General features: G+C 74.2%; 19 protein-coding genes. 13 read left to right on the top strand and 6 right to left on the bottom strand.

What is annotated here, in order from left to right:
- Nucleotides 1–54 precede the first annotated feature (54 nt).
- The gene (locus MUY22_RS40485) at nucleotides 55–756 is read right to left on the bottom strand and encodes a trypsin-like serine protease (protein ID WP_247052468.1); all 702 of its coding nucleotides are present in this window, start codon (nucleotides 754–756) and stop codon (nucleotides 55–57) included.
- 244 nt (nucleotides 757–1,000) lie between these two features.
- Between MUY22_RS40485 and MUY22_RS40480 the strand changes: the two genes are divergently transcribed.
- The 11 genes from MUY22_RS40480 (at nucleotide 1,001) to MUY22_RS40430 (ending at nucleotide 13,400) form a co-directional block, all read left to right on the top strand.
- Nucleotides 1,001–3,811: a BTAD domain-containing putative transcriptional regulator gene (locus MUY22_RS40480; protein WP_247052467.1), complete on the top strand. Its 2,811-nt coding sequence runs from the start codon at nucleotides 1,001–1,003 to the stop codon at nucleotides 3,809–3,811.
- Nucleotides 3,812–3,895: 84 nt separating this feature from the next.
- Nucleotides 3,896–5,038: a serine hydrolase gene (locus tag MUY22_RS40475; protein WP_247052466.1), complete on the top strand. Its 1,143-nt coding sequence runs from the start codon at nucleotides 3,896–3,898 to the stop codon at nucleotides 5,036–5,038.
- A gap of 14 nt (nucleotides 5,039–5,052) precedes the next feature.
- Nucleotides 5,053–6,318, top strand: a complete 1,266-nt coding sequence (locus tag MUY22_RS40470) for an FAD-binding protein (protein ID WP_247052465.1) — start codon at nucleotides 5,053–5,055, stop codon at nucleotides 6,316–6,318.
- 161 nt (nucleotides 6,319–6,479) lie between these two features.
- Complete coding sequence (locus MUY22_RS40465; protein WP_247052464.1) at nucleotides 6,480–7,760, top strand: ABC transporter substrate-binding protein; 1,281 nt, start codon at nucleotides 6,480–6,482, stop codon at nucleotides 7,758–7,760.
- A gap of 3 nt (nucleotides 7,761–7,763) precedes the next feature.
- Nucleotides 7,764–8,717, top strand: coding sequence for a carbohydrate ABC transporter permease (locus tag MUY22_RS40460; RefSeq protein ID WP_247052463.1), 954 nt, complete (start codon nucleotides 7,764–7,766; stop codon nucleotides 8,715–8,717).
- Nucleotides 8,714–9,565, top strand: coding sequence for a carbohydrate ABC transporter permease (locus MUY22_RS40455; protein ID WP_247052462.1), 852 nt, complete (start codon nucleotides 8,714–8,716; stop codon nucleotides 9,563–9,565). The genes MUY22_RS40460 and MUY22_RS40455 overlap by 4 nt, the downstream gene beginning before the upstream one ends.
- A 4-nt stretch (nucleotides 9,566–9,569) precedes the next feature.
- Complete coding sequence (locus MUY22_RS40450; RefSeq protein WP_247052461.1) at nucleotides 9,570–10,145, top strand: hypothetical protein; 576 nt, start codon at nucleotides 9,570–9,572, stop codon at nucleotides 10,143–10,145.
- Nucleotides 10,142–11,221, top strand: a complete 1,080-nt coding sequence (locus tag MUY22_RS40445) for a Gfo/Idh/MocA family protein (RefSeq protein WP_247052460.1) — start codon at nucleotides 10,142–10,144, stop codon at nucleotides 11,219–11,221. Before MUY22_RS40450 ends, MUY22_RS40445 begins: the two co-directional genes overlap by 4 nt.
- Nucleotides 11,218–12,492: a Gfo/Idh/MocA family protein gene (locus MUY22_RS40440; protein ID WP_247052459.1), complete on the top strand. Its 1,275-nt coding sequence runs from the start codon at nucleotides 11,218–11,220 to the stop codon at nucleotides 12,490–12,492. Before MUY22_RS40445 ends, MUY22_RS40440 begins: the two co-directional genes overlap by 4 nt.
- A gap of 103 nt (nucleotides 12,493–12,595) precedes the next feature.
- A complete protein-coding gene (locus MUY22_RS40435; protein ID WP_247052458.1) occupies nucleotides 12,596–12,985 on the top strand; it encodes an STAS domain-containing protein in 390 nt (129 codons plus the stop codon).
- Between the two features lie 64 nt (nucleotides 12,986–13,049).
- Nucleotides 13,050–13,400, top strand: a complete 351-nt coding sequence (locus MUY22_RS40430) for a DoxX family protein (RefSeq protein ID WP_247052457.1) — start codon at nucleotides 13,050–13,052, stop codon at nucleotides 13,398–13,400.
- On the opposite strand, the gene MUY22_RS40425 is transcribed toward MUY22_RS40430, so the two are convergent.
- The 4 genes from MUY22_RS40425 to MUY22_RS40410 form a co-directional block, all read right to left on the bottom strand.
- Nucleotides 13,381–15,510, bottom strand: coding sequence for an AfsR/SARP family transcriptional regulator (locus tag MUY22_RS40425; RefSeq protein WP_247052456.1), 2,130 nt, complete (start codon nucleotides 15,508–15,510; stop codon nucleotides 13,381–13,383). The genes MUY22_RS40430 and MUY22_RS40425 overlap by 20 nt on opposite strands.
- Before the next feature lie 274 nt (nucleotides 15,511–15,784).
- On the bottom strand, nucleotides 15,785–16,720 hold the full coding sequence (locus MUY22_RS40420) for an SDR family NAD(P)-dependent oxidoreductase (protein WP_247052455.1): 936 nt from the start codon (nucleotides 16,718–16,720) through the stop codon (nucleotides 15,785–15,787).
- 9 nt (nucleotides 16,721–16,729) lie between these two features.
- Complete coding sequence (locus MUY22_RS40415) at nucleotides 16,730–17,596, bottom strand: universal stress protein (protein ID WP_247052454.1); 867 nt, start codon at nucleotides 17,594–17,596, stop codon at nucleotides 16,730–16,732.
- 45 nt (nucleotides 17,597–17,641) lie between these two features.
- The gene (locus tag MUY22_RS40410) at nucleotides 17,642–18,856 is read right to left on the bottom strand and encodes an MFS transporter (protein WP_247052453.1); all 1,215 of its coding nucleotides are present in this window, start codon (nucleotides 18,854–18,856) and stop codon (nucleotides 17,642–17,644) included.
- A 112-nt stretch (nucleotides 18,857–18,968) separates the two neighbouring features.
- On the opposite strand from MUY22_RS40410, the gene MUY22_RS40405 reads away from it, so the two are divergent.
- The gene (locus MUY22_RS40405) at nucleotides 18,969–19,856 is read left to right on the top strand and encodes a LysR family transcriptional regulator (protein WP_247052452.1); all 888 of its coding nucleotides are present in this window, start codon (nucleotides 18,969–18,971) and stop codon (nucleotides 19,854–19,856) included.
- A 59-nt stretch (nucleotides 19,857–19,915) separates the two neighbouring features.
- Nucleotides 19,916–20,908, top strand: a complete 993-nt coding sequence (locus tag MUY22_RS40400; protein ID WP_247052451.1) for a TIGR01777 family oxidoreductase — start codon at nucleotides 19,916–19,918, stop codon at nucleotides 20,906–20,908.
- On the opposite strand, the gene MUY22_RS40395 is transcribed toward MUY22_RS40400, so the two are convergent.
- Nucleotides 20,853–22,235, bottom strand: coding sequence for an FAD-dependent monooxygenase (locus tag MUY22_RS40395; protein ID WP_247052450.1), 1,383 nt, complete (start codon nucleotides 22,233–22,235; stop codon nucleotides 20,853–20,855). The genes MUY22_RS40400 and MUY22_RS40395 overlap by 56 nt on opposite strands.
- Nucleotides 22,236–22,242: the final 7 nt, after the last annotated feature.

Below are 22,242 nucleotides of genomic sequence, written 5' to 3'. Positions count from 1 at the left end.
CGAACCACGCAAAAGCGGCACCTCCCCGGAGAGGTGCCGCTTTGTGGCGGTGGCTCAGACGCCCGCGGTCGCGGAGATCCAGTCGCGGTACTTCGTGATGTTGATGTAGGCGGTGTACGACTGGCGGTCACTGGTCGAGGCGACGCCGACCTGCTTGCCGCCGGCGTACATCGGGCCGCCCGAGTCGCCGCCCGCGGTGATGCCGTCGCCGCGGTTCGCGCAGACCGAGACGCCGGCCGCGCCGTCCGGGCAGTCGATCGAGGTCACGCTGACCTTCGCCACCTTCAGCAGCTGCGACTGGCACTCGATCTCGGGCTTGTCGGTGCAGGTCGCGCCCCAGCCGTAGACCTCGGCCTGGTCGCCGACGTTGACGTCGCCTTCGGAGCCGAGCGGCGCGTAGTCCGTCTGCACCTGCTGGTCGATCTGCACCAGCGCGATGTCGGAGTCCGGCGCCTCGTGCACCGACGTCGCGTTGACGGTGGTGCCCTTCGTCTGGTCCAGGTCCCCGACGTGGAAGCTGATCTGCTGGCCGTTCGCGCCCTGGGTGCAGTGGCGCGCGGTCAGGATCCAGTCCGGCGCGATGATCGTCGCGGAGCAGATCTCCTGGCCACCCGCGAACATCCGGGCCGCCGCGTGGAGCGAGTCGGCGTTGCCGCCGTCGATGATGGCCGGCTGGGCGGCCAGGGACGGGGCGGCGGTCGCCAGGGCCGACAGCAGGATGCCGGAGACGAGTACGCCGGTTCGCGCAATACGCACTTTGGGATCAACCTCCATCCGCGGGCGGAGACCTCGCGGTGACGGGTGGTCAAGGACGCACCTACCGTCACCGCTGTGAGTGAATCTCGGAACCCGACGATGGTCGGTAAAGGAAATGCGCGACTTTCGTCGTGGTCCGGACGGCTCAGCCCAAGATCGGCAATCGAGTGACATCCGCGCGGTGTGCCCGCGATGTCGGCGATTCGCCCACCGGCCCCGCATCGCCTGGCTAAAGTCCGCCGTCGTGGGGGCGGTCGTCGTGATGGGGTACGACATGGGCGCTGAAGTGCGGTTCCACCTGCTCGGGCCGCTCACCGTGACGGTCGGCGGCCGCGCGCTGCCGCTCGGCGGGGCGAAGCAACGGGCCCTGCTGGCCCACCTGCTGCTCAACGCGAACCGGCTGGTCCCGCCCGGCCAGCTCATCGACACCATCTGGCCGAGCGACCCGCCGACGTCGGCCACGGCCAACCTGCAGACCTACGTCTGGCGGCTGCGCCGGCTGCTGCCGGAGACCACCCTGCGCACCCACGGCCCGGGTTACTCGCTGGCCGTCGAGCCCGGCGACGTCGACGCGCACGACTTCGCCCGGCTCGTCGCCGACGCCGCCCGCGCGGCCAAGGACGGCGCCCCCGAGACGGCGCTGACGCTGCTGGCCGAGGCGGAAGCGCTGTGGCGGGGCGATCCGCTGTCCGACCTGCCGACCGCGCCCGCCTGGGACGCCGAGCTCGGCCGGCTCACCGAGAACCGCTTCGCCGCCGTCGAGGAACGGCTTTCGCTGCAGGTGCTGCTGGGCCGCTACGACCCGGCGATCGCCGAGCTGACCGTGCTGCTCGCCGAGCACCCGTACCGGGAACGCCTGTGGCAGCAGTACCTGCTCGCGTTGACGGGCGTCGGCCGCCGCGCCGACGCGCTGCGGGCGTACACGACGGCGCGGGAGCGGCTGGTCACCGAGCTCGGTGTCGAACCGGGGCCGGAACTGCGGGCCCTGCAGGCCGCGATCCTGGCCGGCCGGCCCGTGGTGGCGGCCGGCGCCGACGGCTCGGCCCCCTTGCGCCAGCTCCCGGCGGACCTGCCCGACTTCACCGGCCGCGACGACTACGTCCGCGACCTGGAAGCCGCGCTGGGCGCGGGGCCGGCGCCGGTGGTGCTGACCGGCGCGCCCGGCACCGGCAAGACGGCGCTGGCCATGCACGTCGCCCACCGCCTCGCGGACCGGTTCCCCGACGGCCAGCTCTACGTCGACCTCGCCGGCACCGGCGCGCCGCGCGACCCGGCCGAGGTCCTCGCCGACTTCCTGCACGCCCTGGGCGTCACCGGCACCGCCGTCCCGGCCGGGCTCGGCCAGCGGGCCGCGTTGTTCCGCTCCCGGCTGGCCGGACGCCGGGTGCTGCTGGTGCTCGACGACACCGCCACCGCCGCCCAGGTCCGCCCGCTGCTGCCCGGCGACGCCGGCTGCGCCGTGCTCGTCACGACCCGCGGCCGGCTGCCGGAGCTGGCCGGCGCGAAGCACGTCGAGCTGAGCGTGTTCGGCGAGCGGGAGGCGCAGCGGCTGCTGGCCGGGGTCGCCGGCGTCGACCGGATCGACGGCGAACCCGCCGAAGCCGCGGCCATCGTGGCCTGCTGCGGGTACCTGCCGCTGGCCATCCGGATCGCCGGCGCGCGGCTGGCCGGGCGGCAGGCGTGGAGCCTGCGGACCCTGCACGACCGGCTGGCCGGCGAAGCGGGCCGGCTCAGCGAGCTGCGCGTCGGCGACCTCGGCGTCCGGTCCAGCTTCGAGCTGAGCCTGCGCCAGCTCGGCCCGGCCGCGCGGACGGCGTTCTGCCGCACGGCCGTGCTGGGCGCGCAGGACTTCCCGAGCTGGGTGTTCGACGCGCTCCTGGACCGGCGCGGCACGCACGAGGTGCTCGACGTGCTCGTCGACGCCAACCTCGTCTCGCTGGTCGGGCTGGACGCGAGCGGGCAGCCGCGCTACCGGCTGCACGACCTGCTTCGCTGCTACGCGGCGGAATTGCTGGACGCCGAGCCCGCCGCGGTGCGCCGGGACGCGCTCGCCCGCGTCCTGTGTGGACTGCTGGCGCTGGCGAAGACCGCGGCGGCGGCGCTGCCACCCGCGTTCGGCGCGATGACCGGGCGCTCGCTCGGCCCGCTGCCCCCGGACGCGGCCCGGCTGGTGGCCGACCCGCTGGCCTGGTTCACCGCCGAGCGCAAGCTGCTGGCCGCCGCGGTCCAGCTCGCCGCCGACGCCGGGCTGGACGAGCTCGCGTGGCAGCTGACCGCGACCGCCGTCCCGTTCTACGACCTGCGCGGCGCCTACGACGACTGGCGGCGCAGCCACCTGACCGCGCAGGCCGCGGCGCGGGCCGCCGGCAACCGGGCGGGCGAGGCGGTGCTGGCCCGCGGGCTCGGCCAGATCGGCGTCTACAACGACGAATACCCCGCCGCCGTCCGGAACCTGGAGCGGTCCGCGGCCCTGTTCGCCGAGCTCGGCGACGTCCGCGGCGAGGCGCTGGCGGTGGCCGGGCTCGGCACCGTGGCGCGCATCCGGGACCGGCCGCGGGACGCGCTGGACTGCTACGGCCGGGCGCTGGCCGGCCTGGAGCGGGCGGGCGACCGCAGCGGCGTGGCCCAGCTGCGCAACTCGATCGGCGCGGCCCACGCGCGCCTGGCCGAGTTCACCGAAGCGGCCGACTGGCTGGGCCGCGCCCGCGACCTGGCCCGCGAGATGGGCGACGCGCACCGCGAGGCCAGGGTCCTCACCGAGTTCGGCACCCTGCACCGCGACACCGGGCGGCTGCCGGAGTCGCTGGCCTGCCTGCGGCTCGCGCTGGGCATCTTCGAGGACCTCGACGACGAACGCTGCGTCGCGTACGCGCTCCTCGGCATCGCCCAGACGCTCCTCGCGGTGGGCGAGCCGGTCCAGGCGCGCGGGGTGTGCGACCGCGCGCTGCGCGTCTTCCGCGAGTCCGGCAACCGCCAGGGCGAGACGACGGGCCTGGCCCTGCTGGACCAGGCCCGGCACCGGCGCAGCCCGGTCGTGAGCGGCAACGCGGGTTAGCACCCTCACGACCCGCGACGGCGCTCGGGTGGGCTCCCCGGCTCGCTGGGCTAGCCTCGGGCGACCGCCGACCCGGGGAGCACCATGAGCCTGCGCGAGATCCTGCAGCGGCACGTCGACGACGGCGCGCTGCCCGGCGCGGTCGGCGTCGTGGCCCGGCCCGGCCGCGTCGAGGTCGCGGCCGTCGGCTCGGTCGACGTCGAGGGCAGCACGCCGATGGCCGAGGACAGCCTGTTCCGGTTCGCCTCGCTCACCAAGCCCGTCACCGCCGCCGCCGTCCTCGCCCTGGTCGACGACGGCCGGCTCGCCCTCGACGACCCGATCGGCCGGTGGCTGCCCGAGCTGGCCGACCCGAAGGTGGTGCGCACGCCGGCGGGACCCGTCGACGACCTCGTCCCGGCGAACCGGCCGATCACCGTGTTCGACGTGCTCACCAGCCAGGCCGGCTGGGGGTTCGCGTCCGACTTCTCGCTGCCGGCGGTGCAGGCGCTGTTCCCCGTCCAGCTCGACGGCCGGGAGGTCCAGCACTTCCCCGAGGCCGACGTCTGGCTCGCGCGGCTGGCCGGCGTCCCGCTGCTCTACCAGCCCGGCGAGTCCTGGCTCTACGACACGTGCTCGGCCATCCAGGGCGTGCTCGTCGCGCGCGTGGCCGGCTCGTCGCTGCCCGAGTTCCTCGACGAGCGGATCCTCGCCCCGCTGGGCATGGCCGACACCGGGTTCGTCGTCGGCGCGGACCGCCGCGACCGGTTCACCAGCTTCTACAAGGCCGGCCCGGACGGCCTCGCGCTCGCCGACGCGCCGGACGGCCAGTGGAGCACGATGCCCGCGATGCCGCTCGGCTCCGGCGGCCTGGCCGGGACGGCGGGGGACTGGCTGGCGTTCGGCCGGATGCTGCTCGCCGACGGCGCCGCGACCGGCGGCAAGCAGGTCCTGAGCCCCGAGTCGGTCCGGCTGATGACCACCGACCACACCACCGCGGCGCACCGCGAGATCGGCGCGCTCTTCCTGGAGGGCCAGGGCTGGGGGATGGGCGGCGCGGTCGACGTCGCCGTCCTCGACCCGTGGAACGTCCCGGGCCGCTACGGCTGGGTCGGCGGCACCGGCACCACCGCCTACGTCGTCCCGGCCACCGGCACCGTCAGCGTGCTGCTCACCCAGGTCGGCGAGGACAACCCGGTCCCGCCGCGGTGGATGCGGGACTTCTGGCGGTACGCGTCGGCCGGCTGAGTACTGTCGGAAACATGGGCGAGTCGAACTGGGCCGGCAACCATCAGTACGCCGCCGAAACCGTGGTGACGCCGCGCACGCGCGACGAAGTGCGCGAGGCGGTCGCGGACGCGTCGAGCGTCAAGGCGCTCGGCAGCCGGCACTGCTTCAACGACATCGCCGACGCGCCCGGCGGGGTGCTCCTCGACCTGAGCGAGTTCGAGAGCCCGGTCGAGATCGACGCCGACGCCGCCACGGTGACCGTCGGCGGCTCGGCCCGGTACGGCGACTTCGCCCAGCAGCTGCACGACGCCGGGTTCGCGCTGGCCAACCTCGCCTCGCTGCCGCACATCACGGTCGCCGGCAGCGTCGCGACCGGCACCCACGGCTCCGGCCGGCGTCGGCAGGGGCTCGCCGCGGCCGTCTCGGCGCTGGAGCTGGTCACCGCGGGCGGCGAGGTCCGCACCTTCTCGCGGGCCGCAGACCCGGACGTGTTCCCCGGGCTCGTCGTGAACCTCGGCGCACTCGGCGTCGTCACCCGGCTCACCCTCGACGTCGTGCCCGCGTTCGACGTCCGGCAGGACGTCTTCGAGGGCCTGCCGTGGGAGGCCGCCTACGAGCACTTCGACGAGATCGAGGACGCCGGGTACAGCGTCAGCCTGTTCACGAACTGGGTGAACGACGCCGTCGACCTGGCCTGGGTCAAGAGCCGGGTGGACGCCTTCACCGAGCGCGCCGGGCTGTTCGGCGCCCTCCCGGCCGGCGCCCCGCGGCACCCGGCGCACGCGGCCGGTGTCCCGGCCGGCAACGTCACCCCGCAGCTGGGCGTGCCCGGGCCGTGGCACCAGCGGCTCCCGCACTTCGCCCTCGAGTTCACCCCGAGTGTCGGGGACGAGCTGCAGACGGAGTACTTCGTGCCCTACCGGGACGCCGCGGCCGCGATGGAGGCCGTGCGCGGGATCGGCGACCGGCTGGCGCCGGTGCTGCTGGTGTCCGAGATCCGCACGGTCGCGGGCGACGACCTGTGGCTGAGCCCGGCCCACGGCGGCGACCGCGTCGCGCTGCACTTCACGTGGCAGCCGCGCCAATCCGAGGTCGAAACGCTGCTGCCGCTGATCGAGGAACGCCTCGCCCCGTTCGGTGCCCGGCCGCACTGGGGCAAGCTCTTCTACGGCGGCGAGCTGGACACCGTGTACCCGCGGCTGGGTGATTTCCGTTCCCTGGCGGGAACTCTCGATCCCGGCGGCGTGTTCCGCACCCCGTTCATCCGGCGGAACGTCTTCGGCGAAACCGGCGTGTGAATGCTTTCGGAGTAACCATTCTTCGATGATTTCGAAAGCGCGATCCGCGTATTGACACCTTTGTCACGCACGTCCTACGGTGGACCGCCGAGTTCCTGTAAGCGCTTTCTCGCTGGGTCGTGGGAGCGCTCACAGATCATTCCGACCGGACGGAGATGTCGATGCGTCGGACGCGTGTGCGCGGGTTCGGGGCGGTCGCCGCGATCGCCCTGCTGCTGTCCGGTTCGGCCGCGTGCGGGTCGGACCCGGGTGGCGGCGGTGACGTGAGCATCACCTTCGCCTGGTGGGGCAGTGACGGCCGGGCGAACCTGACCAAGCAGGCCGTCGAGCTGTTCCAGAAGAAGAACCCCACGATCAAGGTGCAGACGTCGTTCGCGGCGTACGCGGCCTACTGGGAGAAACTGGCGACGCAGACGGCCGGGGGCAAGCCGCCGGACGTGCTCAACGTCGACACCCGCTACCTCGCCGAGTACGGCGGGCGCAATGTACTGGCCGACCTGAACCAGGGCGCGGGCAAGGCGGTCTCGCTGGCCGACGTCAACCCGGAGCTGGCCGCCACCGGCGTCTACCAGGGCAAGCGGTACGCCGTGCCGTGGGCGCAGAACACCCCGGCGATGCTGTACGACCCCGCCGCCTTCACCGCCGCCGGTGCGGACCCGGCGAAGGGCCTGACCTGGGACCAGTACGCCGAAGCGACCGCGAAAGTCGGCGCCGCCAGCGGGTTCGCCGCGCGCGGCGTGACCGACTTCGGGATTCTGGACACGCCGCTGGAGATCTGGCTGCGCCAGCAGGGCAAGCAGTTCTACACCCCCGACGGCAAGCTCGGCTTCACCGCCGCCGACCTCCGCGGCTACTGGCAGCTCGCGAGCCGCTTCCGCGACACCAAGGCCGCGTCGCCCGCCGACGTCACCGCGTCCTACAACACCTCGCCCGAGCAGTCGCCGCTCGGCAAGAAGCTGACCAGCTCCGAGTTCGCCTACGACAACCTGCTGCCCGCCTACCGCAAGGCGAACGGCAAGAACCTCAACGTGGCGCCGTACCCGACCGGCGCGAACGGTGACCTCGGGCAGTACCGGCGGCCGTCGATGTTCCTGTCGGTCTCGGCGCGCAGCCAGCAGCAGGAGGCCGCCGCGAAGCTCGTCGACTTCTTCGTCAACGACGCCGACGCGGCCAAGATCCTCGGCACGGACCGCGGGCTCGCGCCCAACCTGAAGATCCGCGCGCAGCTCGCGGCCGGCGCGACCGGCGACGACAAGACGCTCTACGCCTACGAAGCCGCGCTCGAACCGAAGCTCGGGGCCGCGCCGACGGTCCCGCCGAAGGGTGCCGGCGCGATCCAGAAGCTCCTCCAGCGCACCTACGAGGAGATCGCGTTCGGGCGGCTGGGCATCGACGACGCCGTCACCCGGTTCATGTCCGAAGCCGACAAGACCCTGGCGTAGCCGATGACGTCGCTGCGCACCCCGGCGCCGCCCCGGCCGGTGGCGCCGGGGCCGCGCGCCCCCGGCCGCGGGTACCGCCGCGAGAACCAGCCGGAGGCGTTCGCGTTCCTCACGCCGTGGCTGCTCGGGGCGGTGGCGCTGACCGTCGGCCCGATGGTCGTCTCGCTCTACCTGTCCTTCACCGACTACGACCTGTTCACCACGCCGCACTGGGTCGGCTTCGGCAACTTCACGCACATGTTCACCGACGACGACCGCTACCTGCGCTCGGTCGAGGTCACGCTGATCTACGTCCTGGTGTCGGTGCCGGTCAAGCTCGCCGTCTCGCTCGGGGTGGCGTTGCTGCTCAACACCCGCCGCGGCACGAACGGTTTCTACCGCGCCGCGTTCTACGCGCCGTCGCTGCTCGGCGCGAGCGTCGCGGCCGCGCTGGTCTGGCGGGCGCTGTTCACCGGCGGCGGCCCGGTGAACGACGTCCTCGCCCGGTTCGGCTGGCACACGCCGAGCTGGGTCGACGACCCGAACTTCAGCCTCGCCTCGATCGTGCTGCTCGGGGTGTGGCAGTTCGGCGCGCCGATGGTGATCTTCCTGGCCGGCCTCAAGCAGGTCCCGGCCGAGCTGCACGAAGCGGCGGCGATCGACGGCGCGGGCGCGTGGCGCCGGTTCCGGCACATCACGCTGCCGATGCTGTCCCCGGTGATCTTCTTCAACCTCGTGATGGAGGCCATCCACGCGTTCCAGGCGTTCACCCCGGCGTTCGTCATCGGCGGCGGCCGCGGCGGACCCGCCGACGCGGATCTGTTCTACACGCTCTACCTCTTCGAGGTCGGCTTCCAGGACTTCCGCATGGGGTACGCGTCCGCGATGGCGTGGGTGCTGCTGGTGGTGATCGCGATCGTGACGGCGATCGTGTTCCGCACCGCGAAGCTCTGGGTGTTCTACGAGGACCGCCCGTGACCGCGCTCCGGGTGCCCCGCACCGCGCGGTCGATCGGCTGGCACGTGCTGTGCCTGTGCGGGGTGGCCGTGGTGCTGTACCCGCTGGCGTGGCTGGCGTTCGCGTCGGTCAAGCCACCGGACGAGATCCTCTCGCGGCTCGCGCTGCTGCCCAGCCGGTTCGTCTTCGACGGCTACTCGAAGGGCTGGGAAGGCGCGGCGGGCGTCGGCTTCGGCCGGTTCTTCCTCAACTCGTTCCTCGTCGCCGGGCTTTCGGTGGTGGCCAACGTCGTCTCGTGCGCACTGGCCGCGTTCGCCTTCGCCCGGCTGCGGTTCCGGTTCCGCGGCGCGCTGTTCGCGTTCATGATCACGACGTTGATGCTGCCCTACCACGTCACCCTGATCCCGCAGTACGTGATCTTCCAGCAGGCCGGGCTGGTCAACACGTTCGTTCCGCTGATCCTGCCGAAGCTGCTGGCCACCGAGGCGTTCTTCGTGTTCCTCATCGTCCAGTTCATGCGCGGCATCCCGCGTGAGCTCGACGAGGCCGCGACGATCGACGGCTGCAGCGTCTACCGGACGTTCTGGCACGTCGTGCTGCCGCTGTCGAAACCGGCGCTGGTCACGACGTCGATCTTCACGTTCATCTGGACGTGGAACGACTTCTTCACGCAGATGGTGTACCTGAACGACACGGAGAAGTTCACCGTGCCGCTCGGCCTGCGGCTGTTCGTGGACACCAGCAGCCAGTCCGACTTCGGCGCGATGTTCGCGATGTCGGCGCTCGCGCTGGTCCCGATCGTGCTGTTCTTCCTCGCCTTCCAGCGGCTGCTGGTCGAAGGCGTCAGCACCAGCGGTTTGAAGGGATGACCTCGTGTCGAAAGCGGCCGTGCGGCGGGTGGACTGGCGCACCGGGTTGGGCGAGTTCGCCGACTGCCTGCTGGTGGGGTTGCTGATCGCGCTGGCTTCGGTGCCGGTCGTGACCGCGCCGCCCGCGTTCGCCGCCGGGTGCCGGGCCCTGGACCGGGCCCGGCACGGCATCGGACGTCCACTGTGGACGACGTTCTGGGCGGACTTCCGCCGCACCGCTCGTGGTGGGGTGGCGTTCGCGGTGGCTTGTGGTGCCGCCGTCGTGCTGGCCGCGGTCGACCTCGAAGTGGCGGCGTCGATGCCGGGTGCCGGTGTGCTCCGGCCGGTGTTGTTCGTCCTCGCCGCGGCAGGGGTGGTGGTCGCGGTGCGGACGTGCGCGGTGGTCGGGTCCTCCGAGCCGACCTGGCGCCGGGCGGTGGTGACGGCCGCTCGTGAGACCGTGGGGGCGCCGGGGAAAGCGCTGCTCGTCGCGGTGGCGGTGGCGCTGTCGGCGGTGCTGGTGTGGATGCTGCCGGTGCTGGCCCTCGTGGTGGCGGGCCCGCTGGGCCTGGCCGCGGTCGCGACCGGCGCGCGTCGATGAACCAGCTGCCCAGCGTGGTCGTCTTCGGCACCGCCGGGTACGCCCTCACCCACCTGCGCCGGGCCCGGGAGCTGCACGACCGCGGCGAGATCGTGCTCGCCGGCGCGTGCGACGTCCGGGATCCGCCGGCGGAAGCCCTCGACCTGCTGCCGGACGACGCGCTCGTCACCTACGACCCCGCCGAGCTGCTCTCCCGCACCGGCGCCGGGATCGCGGTGGTGGCCACCCCGCCCCGCACGCACCTGCTGCTCGCACGCCGCGCCCTCGACGCCGGCTGCGACGTGCTCGTCGAGAAGCCGCCGGTGCTCGACCTGGCCGCCTTCGACGAACTCGCGCGACGGGGCCGGGCCGTCCAGACCGGGTTCCAGAGCTTCGGGTCCGCCGCGATCCCGGTGATCCGCGCGGCGATCGCCCGCGGCGAGATCGGCGCGGTCACCGGCGTCAGCGGGGCCGGGGCGTGGATCCGGCGGGACGAGTACTACCGGCGGGCCGCGTGGGCCGGCCGCCGCGACCTCGGCGACGGGGCGCTGACCAACCCGTTCGCCCACGCCGTCGCCTCCGCGCTGCTGCTCAACGGCACCGCCGGCGTCGACCCGGCGGGCATCACCGTCGAGCTGTACCGGGCGCGCGACATCGAGTGCGACGACACGGCCTGCGCCCGGCTGAGCTTCGCGAACGCGCCGGACGTCGTCGTCGCGGCCACCCTCGCCGCCGAAGCCGACCACGACCCGTACGTGCTCGTCCACGGGACCGCGGGCCGGATCCGCTGGCACTACAAGACCGATCGCGTCCTCCTCGGCGACCGGCCGATCGAGGTGGGGCCGCCGGAGGACCTGCTCACCAACCTCGTCCGGCACGTCCGCGACCGGGTCCCGCTGCTCGCGCCGCTGTCGGAGACTCGCGCCTTCACCGCGTTCGTCGAGGCCGTGCGCGGCGCCCCCGAACCGCGTCCGCTGTCCGCCGAGCGGGACGGGGACCGGTTCGTCGTAGCGGGTGTCGACGCCGCCGTCGACGACGCGGCCGGCCGGCTCGCCCTGTTCTCGGAACTCGACCTGCCCTGGGGGTGCCCGGCATGACGCGGTACGCGATCGTCGGACTCGGCTCGCGCGCCGAGCTGTTCGCCCGGGCCCTCGCGAACTCACCCCGAGCGGAGCTGGTCGCGTTCTGCGACCGCAACGAGACGCGGATGCGCGTCCACAACGGCTGGCTCGGCACGTCCGTGCCGTGCTACCGGCCGGACGACTTCGCCGTCATGCTCGTCAAGGAGCGGGTGGACGTCGTCGTGGTGTGCACGCCGGACCACACGCACGCCCACTACGTCGCGGGCGCGCTCGGCGGGGGCTGCGACGTCGTCACCGAGAAGCCCATGACGACCGACGTCGACGGCGCCCGGCTCATCCTGGCGGCGCGGCGGGTGACCGGGCGGTCGGTGCGCGTGGCCTTCAACTACCGCTACAACCCGGTGCACCGCCGGGTGCGCGAGCTGCTCGCCGCGGGCGCGATCGGCGAAGTCGGGTCGGTCGAGTTCAGCTGGTTGCTCGACACCGCGCACGGCGCCGACTACTTCCGCCGCTGGCACCGCGACAAGGACCGCTCCGGCGGGCTGCTCGTGCACAAGTCCGGGCACCACTTCGACCTGGTCAACTGGTGGCTCGGCAGCGGCCCGGAGACGGTGTTCGCGCTGGGCGGGCTCGTCTTCTACGGGGAGGAGAACGGCCGACGGCACGGCCACGCCACCGGGTACGCCCGCGGCACCGGCGAGCCGGCGGCGCGCGACGACCCCTTCGCCCTCGACCTCGATCGCTCGCCCCGGCTGCGCGCGCTGTACCGGGACGCCGAGGCCGAAGACGGTTATCTCCGCGACCGCAACGTGTTCTCCCCGGGCGTCACGATCGAGGACGACCTCTCGGTGCTCGTCCGCCACCGCAACGGCGTGGTGCTGAACTACCACCTGCACGCCTACTCGCCGCGCGAGGGCTACCGCGTCGCGTTCGCCGGCAGCGAGGGCCGGCTCGAACTCGACGTCCGGGAGAACGTCCACGCGGGCGCGGCGGACCGGCCCGCCCGGGCACGGCTGACCGTGCAGCGGCACTGGGCGGCGCCCGAGGTCGTGCTCGACGTCCGGCTGGGGGAGGGCCACGGCGGCGGCGACGAACGGATGCTCGCCGAACTGCTCGGCGACGCGGACCCGGACCCGCTCGGCTGCGCGGCCGACCACGACGACGGCCTGCGCGCCCTGCTCACCGGGCTGGCCGCGAACCGGTCGCTGATCACCGGCGAGTCCGTCGGGATCCGCGGCCTGCTCGACGAAATCGGCGCGACCGGACACCGGCCCGGGGACCGGTGAGGGCGGGTGCGCGTCCGGGCCGGGTGTGCCGGCCCGGTTCGAGGTTTCGGACCCCCGGCGACCGGGTAGGCGGTGATCATCCGCAGCCGGAGGGAGCCCCACCTTGACCGAGACGCCCGCCCCAGACCCGACGGGCCTGATGCTGACCGTGGCGAGGTCCGGGCGCGCGCCCGGGGTCCTGCGCGTCACCGTGACGGGTGAGGTCGACATGTCCACCCGGCCGATGCTCGAAGCCGAGCTGGAGCGGGCCGTGGCCGAGGGGCCGTACCGGCTGGTCGCCGACCTGACCGGCGTGGGGTTCTGCGGAGTGACGGGGATGGCGACGTTCTCCCGGCTGCGGACCCGGTGCGCCGACGCCGGGATCGAGCTGGTGGTCCGGCCTTCGAGCGTGGTGCGGCGGGCGCTCGATCTCGCGGCGCTGAGTTCGCTGTTCCGGCTGGAGGGCCCCTGGGCGAACGGCGACCGGGAGATCGCACAGGCCGCCGAGCGGTGAGTCACCTTCGGCGCGGCCCGGCCGTCGTGGGGGCGTAACCGCTGCCCAGGCAAGGACTCCGCCGATGACCACCCTTCATCTCGTCATCACCCTCGCGACCATCGCCGCGAACGCCGGAATGGGCGTCGCCGACGTGCTCCGCGCGCGTTTCGTGCTGGCCAGCTCCGCCGCGGTCGACGTCCCGGTCGGCTGGGTACCGGCACTGGGGATCCTGAAGCTGGCCGGCGCGGCCGGGCTCGCCGCGGGCCTGGCCGGGTTCCCGGCAGTGGGCACGGCCGCGGCGATCGGCTTGGTGCTGTTCTTCGTCGGCGCGATCGGGGCGCATGTCCGAGCCCACGCCGTGAGCACCCTCGGCGCGCCGGGTGCCTACCTGGTGTTGGCGGTCGCGTCGCTGGTCACCGGCATGGCGAGGTGAGCTGTTCGTCCAGGGCCCGGGCTTCCTCCTCGGCCGCGGCCAGTTCGCGGTCGGCGGCTGCCGCGTCGCCCGGGCAGCCGCGGCGGGTCAGGGCCTCCGCGTGCCGGCGGCGGGAGAAGACCACCGCGGGCCAGTGGGCCAGGGCGAGGTTGTGGCGGACCGCCGCACGCAGGTGCGTTACGGCCAGGTCGGCGTCCCCCATGGCCAGCGCCGCGGTGCCCAGCGGGGAGTGGGCCGAGCCGAAGCAGGCGACCGCGAGGCTCGCCATCACCGGCAGGTGCCCGAACGGGCGGAGCAGGTCGTAGACCCGCGCCGCCGTCTCGGCGTCGTCCACCAGGTACGCCGTTTCCGCCACGCCGCACAGGGAAAGCAGCCAGGTGCTGGAGCGGGGCAGCGCGCCCAGGTCGTCGCCGGACAGCCGGGCCAGTGCGCCCACCGCCGTCCGGCGGTCGCCCGCGTACGCGGCGGCCACGGCCAGCGCCGCGTAGTACGAGTTGTCGATCGGGCTGAGCGTGGGGGAGTGCATCAGCCGGTCCAGCACCGGCACCAGCTCCGCCAGCCGGCCCTGGAACCAGCGGATCGCGACCAGCTGCGCGCCGTACCAGCCGAGCGCGTCGGGGTCGCCGGCCACCTGCCCGAGCTCGGCGCAGGCCTGCGCGCCGGCTTCGGCCTCGGCGAACCGGCCGGCCCGGATCGCCAGCATGACCTTCAGCGACGCGGCCACGAACCCGGCCGCCAGGTGCTTCCGCGCGGCCAGGAGGTCTTCGAGCTCGCCGAGGCGCCGTTCGGCGTGCGGGTCCGCGGCCAGGAACCGGTCGACGGTGTCCCACACCACGCCCATGACCAGGTCGGTGCGCCGCCCGGACGGCCCGCTGACGCCGATCAGCTCGGTGGCGAGCGTCTGGCGCAGCGCGACGTGGTCCGGGCCGAGCAGGCAGTGGTGGGCCAGGCTCAGGGCCTCGGCGTGCGCGACGGGATCGCCGCCCGCCCGGGTTTCCGCGGCGAGGGCGAGGATCCGCTCGTGCGCGCCGTCCTCGTAGTCCTGTTCGCCGGCCAGCCGGATCCGCAGCCGCAGGCCCAGCCGCGACGCCGGGTCGACGCGGTCCAGCACCTGCCGCAGCCGGGTCAGCAGCGTCGTCGACGCGGCCGACGTCCGGTGCTCGTGCACCCACACCCCGCCCAGCCCGAGCACGGCACGCCCGAGCGCGTCGACGTCGCCGTCGAGCTCGGCCCGGCGGTAGGCGTCCTCGAAGTGCGTCCGGCTCGTCCGCAGGTCGCCTTCTTCGAGCAGCGCGTGCTCCCCGGCGCCGAGCGAGCCGGCGTCCGGGACGGTGATCACCTCCCGCGGCCGCACCGCGAGCAGGCCCGGGTCGTGGGCGAGGACACGCCGGTGCACCTCGGTGAGGACGGGTGACGGCTCCAGGCCGGACGCGCTGACGAGGTCGTGGCGCGCGCGGCGGAAGACCTCCAGGGCGTCGCCCTGGCGCCCGGCCCGGTAGAGGGCGGTCATCAGCTGCCCCCAGAGCCGTTCGTGGCCGGGGAACGCGGCGGTCAGCACCTCGAGCTCGCCGATCAGCCCGGTGTCCTCGCCCGCGGCCAGGTCGGCGTCGATCCGGTCCTGCACGGTGTTGTGCCGCACCCGCTCCAGCCGCACCCCCTCGGCGGCCAGCACTTCGACGCCGTCGAACTCGCCGTACGCGGCTCCGCGCCACAGGTCGAGCGCGGTGGTCAGCTGCGTGCGGGCGGTGCCGTGGTCGCCAGCGGCGAGCGCCCGCCTGCCCTCCCCGGCGAGCTGCTCGAAGCGCACCGCGTCGATGGCCTGCGGGGCCACGTGCAGGACGTACCCCGGTGGCCTCGTCAGGAGCAGTGGCGGCGCGAAGGTCCGGCGCAGCCGCGAAAGGTAGGTCCGCACGGTCCGGTCGACCTGGTCGGGCGGCCGGTCACCCCACAGCGCCCGCCCGAGCGCACCGACGCTGACGACCCGGCCGGCGTCCGCGGCCAGCACGGCCAGCAGCGTGCGCAGCCGCGGCCCGCCGACGTCCACCGGTTCCCCGCCTATCCCGGCCTCGAACGGCCCCAGGACCCCGAGATCCACCCCACGCGTGCTCATTCCCGCCCCTCCAAGCACGGACGCGTCCGCGCTTGGTCTACAGGAGCAGGACGCGGCGCGCGGGATACGTCGCAGGCGCCAGGTCGTCGTCGACGGGCTGTCGGCGGATTGTCGATGGACTGTCGATGGGCGCTGTGAAGCTCGGCCACGTCCCGCCGAACAGCGGGAATCACCACACAGGAGGGAATTCGATGAGGCACCCGCCGCCGTGCTCGACGTGAAGAGCGCGACCTGGCACTCCAGCTTCGACTTCAAGACGACGGCCGGGACGAACCTACCCGTCGAGGCCGGTGGCTTCGAGGCAGTAGGCCAGCAGCTTCCGCACTCGTGCGTCGTCGGGGCGGGTGTGGGGGAACAGGTGCTCCGGACGCGGGCGGCGGTCGTGCCAGAAGCGGCCCGCGTCCGGGGCCGGCTCGGTCGCGGCGAGCCAGACGGCGGTGTCGGCGCCCTGCGCGGCCGTGCGCAGGAACGGCCGCGTGACGCGCCGGAACAGCGGGAGCGACCCGGTCAGGCCGGGGGTGTCGGCCCAGCCCGGGTGACAGCTGTGCACGGCCAGGTCCCAGCGCCGCGCCAGCAGCGGCGTCAGCTCGACCTGCATCCGTTTCGTGCGGGCGTAGGCGACCGCGCCGCGGTAGGTGCCGGCGCGGTACTCGGGGTCGTCCGCGGCGAGCGGCTGCGTGTACATCCCACCCGACGACATGAAGATCACCCGGCCGTCCCGCAGCGCCGGGCGCAGCAGCTCGGTGAGCAGCAGCGGGCCGAGGACGTGGGTGGCGAGGGTGAGTTCGTGCCCGTCCTCGGTCTCCGAGCGCTCGCGCGGGAGCGTGCCCGCGTTGTGGACCAGGACGTCGGCGCGCGGGTGTTCGGCGGCGCAGGCGCGGACGGAGGCCAGGCTCGACAGGTCGCAGTGCGCGAGCCGGACGTCCGCGCCGGGCACCTGGGCGAGGACGTCGTCGCGCGCGGGGGCACCGCGGTCGAGGTCGCGCACGAGCATGACCACGGACGCGCCGAGCCGGGCCAGCTCGGTCGCGCACGCCTGGCCCAGCCCGGAGCCCGCGCCGGTCACCAGGGCTGACTTCCCTTGCATCGCACCGGGTGCGGGGTCGCCGGGCCGCCAGTGCGGCCGGCGCAGCAGGTAGCCGAACCGGGTGTAGCCGGCCGCCGTCCGGTCGAGGACGACGTCGGTCAGGTCGGCGAGAGGAGCGATCACCTGCCCAAGCTACGGCCGGACCGGCGGTCGCGCCGTGCGGACCACGCGGACCGGGCAGCCCGCGTGGTGCAGCAGCGCCTGGGCCGTCGAGCCCAGCAGCAGCCCCGGGAAGCCGCCGCGCCCGCGGTCGCCCAGCACGACCAGCTGGGCCGTCGCGCTGCGCTCGACCAGCTCGCGCCGCGGGTGCGCCGGGACCACCACCTGTTCCACCTCGACGTCCTCGACGTCGCCGGGCCGGACCTGCGCCGCCAGCACCCGGCGGCCCGCTTCGACGACGGCTTCGGCGGCCGGCTCCGCGGGTGGCTCGTCGGCCCACGCGTGCAGCACCACCAGCGGCACCTGCCGGGCCCGGGCTTCGGCCAGCGCCGTCGCGAGGACGGCCGTCCCGGCGTTGCCGCCGTCGATGCCCGTGACGACCGGGCCGCCGCTGCCCGGCTCGTCCCACCGGTCGCCGCGGACCACCACCGTGTCGCAGTGCCCGTGGGTGCCGACCGCCGCGGCGACCGATCCGGCGAGTGGCCCGGCGCACCGGCCGCGTCCGGACGCGCCGACCACCAGCAACGCGGCGGTCCACGACACCTCGATCAAGGCTTGTGCGGCGCGGTCGGGGTCGAGCCGGGTGACCGCGTCCGGCACGCCCTGCGCGGCCGCGAGCTCCCGCGCGGTCCGCAGGGCGCGGCGGCCGCGGGCGCGCAGCGCGTCCAGCATCTCCTCGGGCGGCGGTACTTCGCCGCCGGCGAGCAGGGCCGGGAAGTCGAGTGCGTGCCGGATTTCCAGGGGCGTGCCGTGCAGCCGGGCCGCCCGCGCCGCCCACCGGACGGCGTCGAGCGACTCCGCCGAGCCGTCGGCTCCCGTGACGATCGGCGGGGTGGTCATCGGCGGCTCCTGACGCGGCTGGCGTCCCCCGACTCTAGGCCCGCCTCAGCCGAGCGTGCGCCGCGCGGACCAGCCGATCAATCCCAGCTCCAGCACCGCGAACCCGGCCAGCACGACCGAGCCGGGCAGCCAGAGCATCGCCAGCCCGGTCGTCAGCACCGGCAGGACCAGGCCCGCGTAGGCGGCGAGGAACAGCGCGGCCAGGACTTCGCCGCGGGTGAGCGGGTCGGCGAGCGCGGCGACGGTGCCGACGCCCGCCCGGAAGCCCAGGCCGAACCCGGACCCGCCGAGCACGGCCGCGACGAAGAACAGCGGGAGCGACGCGGTGAACGCCGACACCGCCAGCAGCACCAGGCCGGCGCCCATCAGCACGTACCCGGACCGCAGCTGGGGCCGGGTGCCGACGCGGGCGAACACGATCTGGACGAGCGCGGCGCTGCCGAGCATCACGAAGGGCGCGATCCCGGCGAGCAGCCGCGACGTCTGGTGCAGTTCCTGCGCCAGCAGCGCGGGGGCGAGCGCCATGAACAGGCCGCTGATGGCGAACGCGCCGAACACGCCGATCGCGGCGCCGGTGAACTCGGACCGGGCGGCCGGCGGCAGGGACAGCCGTTGCGGCCGGTAGGCGGGCCGCTCTTCCCGGCGTTCCACGGTTTCCGGCACCAGGCTCACCGCGAGCGCCTCGACGAGCAGCACCACCAGGAAGACGGTGAACGGCGTGCGCAGCGGCTGGTCGGCGAACCGGGCGAAGAAACCGCCGACGAGCGGGCCGATGGCGAGGCCGCCGGCGTTCACCACGGTCGTGATCAGGCCCGAGCGGCCGGGGTCGGCGTCCGGGTTCGCCTGGGCGCGCAGCTCGGACAGGTGCGCGGTGGCGGTCGCGGTGAGCGCGCCGATCCCGGCGCCGCTGATCAGCCGGGCGACGATCAGGCCCGGCACGTCCGGCCAGAGCAGGAACAGGGCCGCGGCGACGGCTTCGGCCAGCAGCCCGGCGAGGATGACGCGGCGGCGGCCCAGCCAGTCGCTGACGTGCCCGGCCAGGTAGAGGCTCAGCATCACCCCGACCGCGTAGGCGGCGAACACGACGGTGACGACGAAGGTGGGGAAGCCATCCCGCTGCTGGTAGAGCGCGTACAGCGGGGTCGGGACGGTCGAGAACGCGAGCGCGGTCGCGAAGGCGACGGCGATGATGCGGAACCCCAGGCCGTGGCTCACCCGCAGGCGCGCGGCGGGCCGGGCCGGGGTGACGGTGGCGGACATGCTGACCTCCTGGTCTACGGATCTTCCGCCTTCCACCATGACCCTGTCGACTCACCAAGTCCAACGAAGAGTCGTGGTGCCAGTTATCGTTTCGAGCGATAAGTTGGCTCGTATGGAGACGCGTCAGCTGGAGTACTTCGTCGCCGTCGCCGAGGAGCTCAGCTTCACCCGGGCCGCCCAGCGCCTGTACGCGGTGCAGTCCACCGTGTCGGCCGCGGTCCGGGCCCTGGAGACCGAGCTCGGCGCCCGGCTGTTCGACCGGTCCACCCGCAAGGTCGCGCTGTCGGCGGCCGGCGTCGTGTTCCTGCCCGAGGCGAAGGCTGCGATCGAAGCGGTGGAGCGGGCCCGCGCGACGGTCCAGGAGGCGTCGGCGGGCTTGCGCGGCAGCCTTCGGATCGGCACGCTGACGGCGATCGGGAGCGTCGACCTGCCCGCGCTGCTCGGCGCGTTCCACCGCCGCTACCCGCTGGTGGACATCCAGGTCACGGTGTCGATCACCGGGTCGACCGGCCTGGCCGAGGACGTCCGCCAGGGCCGGCTCGACGCCGCGCTGGTCGGGTTGCCCGGCGTCGACCTGCCCGGGCTGGACGTCCGCGCCCTCGAATCCCGGCCGTTCGTCGCGCTGCTGCCGCACGGCCACCCGCTGGCGCGCGAGCGGGAGATCCGGCTCGAGAGCCTCGCGCGGGAGTCGTTCGTCGACATGCCGCGCGGCTTCGGCAACCGGGTCCTCGTCGACCGCGCCTACGACGCGCTGGGTTCGCCCCGGCGCGTCACCGTCGAGGTCGCCGACCTGCGGACCGTGCCCGGGTACGTCCGGGCCGGCCTGGGGATCGCGGTCATCCCGGAGGTGCCCGAATCCGGCGAGGTGGACGTCGTCGCGCTGCCGCTGGCCGGCGCGGGCCTGGACTGGCCGCTGAACCTCGTCTCCGCGAGCGCCAAGCCGCCGAGCCGGGCGCTGCGCACGCTCCTCGATCTCGTCACTGCTCAAGACCATATTTGAACGCGTTCAACTCTTCCGGTACGGTCGGTGATGGGGGACGACCGTGAAGGGGGACCGTCATGAAGGTGGTGCTGCCCGGCGGCTCCGGCCACCTGGGCCGGGTGCTGAGCCGGGCGCTGACCGAGCGGGGGCACGAGGTCGTGGTGCTGAGCCGGGCGGGCGGGCCCGGGCCGTGGACGCGGAGCGTGCGGTGGGACGGGCGCACGCCCGGCGCCTGGACCGGCGAGATCGACGGCAGCGACGTCGTCGTCAACCTCGCCGGCCGGTCGATGAACTGCCGCTACACGGCGGCGAACCTGCGGGAGATGATGACGTCCCGGACCGACTCGGCCCGCGTCGTCGGCGGGGCGATCGAACGCGCCGGGGCGCCGCCGCGGGTCTGGCTGCAGATGAGCACGGCGACGATCTACGCCCACCGCTTCGACGCGCCGAACGACGAAACCACCGGCGTGCTCGGCGGCGGCGAGCCGGACGCGCCCGCCTACTGGGGCTACAGCGTCGACATCGCGCGGGCGTGGGAACGGGAGCAGGACCGGGCGGAGACGCCGCGGACCCGCAAGGTCGCGCTCCGGACGTCGATGGTGATGAGCCCGGAGCCCGGCGGCGCGTTCGAGGCGCTGCTGCGCCTGACCCGGCTGGGTCTGGGCGGCCCGGTCGCGGGCGGTGCGCAGTACCTGTCGTGGATCCACGAGGACGACCTGCTCCGCGCGATCGACCTGCTGATCGTGCGGGACGACCTGAGCGGCCCGGTGAACCTCGCGGCGCCGGAACCGTTGCCGTACCGCGATTTCCTGCGTGCCCTGCGCGCGGCGGCGGGCGTCCCGTTCGGGCTGCCCGCCACCCGCTGGATGGCCGAAATCGGCGCGTTCGTCCTGCGCAGCGACACCGAACTGCTCCTGAAGAGCCGCCGGGTGGTGCCGGGCCGGCTGCTGGACGCGGGCTTCGAGTTCGAGTTCCCGCAGTGGGCCGCGGCGGCCGAAGACCTGGTGCGGCGGACTAGAACCAGGCGTCCAGCGCGGCTTTCGGAGAGCCTTCGCCCGCCCAGGCGATGACGCCGTCGGGGCGCAGCAACAGGGGACCGGCGTTGGTCACCGGCACGACGTCGACGCGCTCGTCGGCGAGGTGGCGGGTGTCCGGGGTGAGCAGCAGCAGGCCCCGGCCGGTGCGGGTGTGCTCGTGCAGCCGGGTGACGGTTCCCGCGTCGTCGATCAGCTCGAGGTCCGGGGTGTACGTCCCCGCCGGTTCCTCGGTGGCGTAGGGGAGTTCGCAGCGCTGGTGGACGCCGGAGAGCAGGTCGGCGAAGTACCGGTTCGCCGCCGGCAGGTCCATCAGCTCCGCGACGATCTCGCGCAGCGCGTCGACGTGCGGGCCCGGAGCCAGCAGCGCGGACTGGGCCCGCGTGTTGCGCAGCACCGCTTCGCCCGCCGGGTGGCGTTCGCGCGTGTAGCTGTCGAGCAGACCTCCGGGTGCGCGGCCACCGGCGGCGGCGGCGGCGAGTTTCCAGCCGAGGTTCGCCGCGTCGAGCAGGCCGAGGTTCAGTCCTTGCCCGCCGCTCGGCGAGTGCACGTGGGCCGCGTCGCCGGCGAGGAAGACGTGGCCGTCGCGGTAGGTCGAGGCCTGCCGGGCCTGGTCGCCGAAGCGCCGTCCGTCGGTGAGTTCTTCGACGACGACCGTGGCGCCGGTGACGCGGCGGATGCCGTCGGCGAGTTCGGCGGCCGTCACCGGACCGGCCGGCTCGGCGTCCCCGGCGGGTTCGGTGACGCCGGCCATGCTCCCGCCGTGCAGGAAGGCGCCGGCCGGGTACCGGCCGCCGGGCGGGACGTCGCCGCCGAACCGCACCCGGCCCGCGGTGGTCCGGAGCAGGGCAGGCGTGCCGGGGAAGGCGAAGCCGGCGAGCTTCCGGACCGTGCTGCGGCCGCCGTCGCAGCCGACGAGGTAGCGGGCGCGCCACCGCTGGTCGACGGTGACGCCGTCGTCGTCGCTCTCGATCCCGGTGACCTCGTGGCCGCGCAGGATCCGCACGCCCAGCGCGAGTGCGTGCTCGGTGAGCAGCCGTTCGAGCTGGGGCTGCCAGATGGTGGCACGCGGGCGGTCCGGGTCGGGGACGAGCTTGTGGATGTTCGCGAAGTGCCCGAGCGTGGTGCCGTGGTCGCGGGCGAGGTCCCGGGTGCCCGCCGCGTCCGCCTCGGCGAGCTGGTCGCCGAGGCCGCGGCGCCAGAGCAGCTCGGTCGCCAGGACGCCGAGCCCGCGCGCCTTCGTCTCCTCGGACGGGGTGGGCCGGCGTTCCAGGACCAGGGGTTCGGCGCCGGCCAGCTTGAGTTCGGCGGCGAGGAGCAACCCGACCGGCCCGGCTCCGGCGACGATCACGTCGGCGTCCATGTAGTCT

It is taken from the genome of Amycolatopsis sp. WQ 127309, from assembly GCF_023023025.1.
Taxonomy (GTDB): domain Bacteria; phylum Actinomycetota; class Actinomycetes; order Mycobacteriales; family Pseudonocardiaceae; genus Amycolatopsis.
This window is presented reverse-complemented; position numbering and strand designations above follow the sequence as displayed.

Excerpts from the sequence above, each read along its gene's own strand:
- MUY22_RS40470 (WP_247052465.1), top strand. The coding sequence starts at position 5,053 with ATGGGCGAGTCGAACTGGGCCGGCAACCATCAGTACGCCGCCGAAACC.
- MUY22_RS40410 (WP_247052453.1), bottom strand. The coding sequence starts at position 18,856 with ATGTCCGCCACCGTCACCCCGGCCCGGCCCGCCGCGCGCCTGCGGGTG.
- MUY22_RS40475 (WP_247052466.1), top strand. The coding sequence starts at position 3,896 with ATGAGCCTGCGCGAGATCCTGCAGCGGCACGTCGACGACGGCGCGCTG.
- MUY22_RS40445 (WP_247052460.1), top strand. The coding sequence starts at position 10,142 with ATGAACCAGCTGCCCAGCGTGGTCGTCTTCGGCACCGCCGGGTACGCC.
- MUY22_RS40400 (WP_247052451.1), top strand. The coding sequence starts at position 19,916 with ATGAAGGTGGTGCTGCCCGGCGGCTCCGGCCACCTGGGCCGGGTGCTG.
- MUY22_RS40465 (WP_247052464.1), top strand. The coding sequence starts at position 6,480 with ATGCGTCGGACGCGTGTGCGCGGGTTCGGGGCGGTCGCCGCGATCGCC.
- MUY22_RS40440 (WP_247052459.1), top strand. The coding sequence starts at position 11,218 with ATGACGCGGTACGCGATCGTCGGACTCGGCTCGCGCGCCGAGCTGTTC.
- MUY22_RS40430 (WP_247052457.1), top strand. The coding sequence starts at position 13,050 with ATGACCACCCTTCATCTCGTCATCACCCTCGCGACCATCGCCGCGAAC.
- MUY22_RS40415 (WP_247052454.1), bottom strand. The coding sequence starts at position 17,596 with ATGACCACCCCGCCGATCGTCACGGGAGCCGACGGCTCGGCGGAGTCG.
- MUY22_RS40405 (WP_247052452.1), top strand. The coding sequence starts at position 18,969 with ATGGAGACGCGTCAGCTGGAGTACTTCGTCGCCGTCGCCGAGGAGCTC.
- MUY22_RS40395 (WP_247052450.1), bottom strand. The coding sequence starts at position 22,235 with ATGGACGCCGACGTGATCGTCGCCGGAGCCGGGCCGGTCGGGTTGCTC.
- MUY22_RS40425 (WP_247052456.1), bottom strand. The coding sequence starts at position 15,510 with ATGAGCACGCGTGGGGTGGATCTCGGGGTCCTGGGGCCGTTCGAGGCC.
- MUY22_RS40460 (WP_247052463.1), top strand. The coding sequence starts at position 7,764 with ATGACGTCGCTGCGCACCCCGGCGCCGCCCCGGCCGGTGGCGCCGGGG.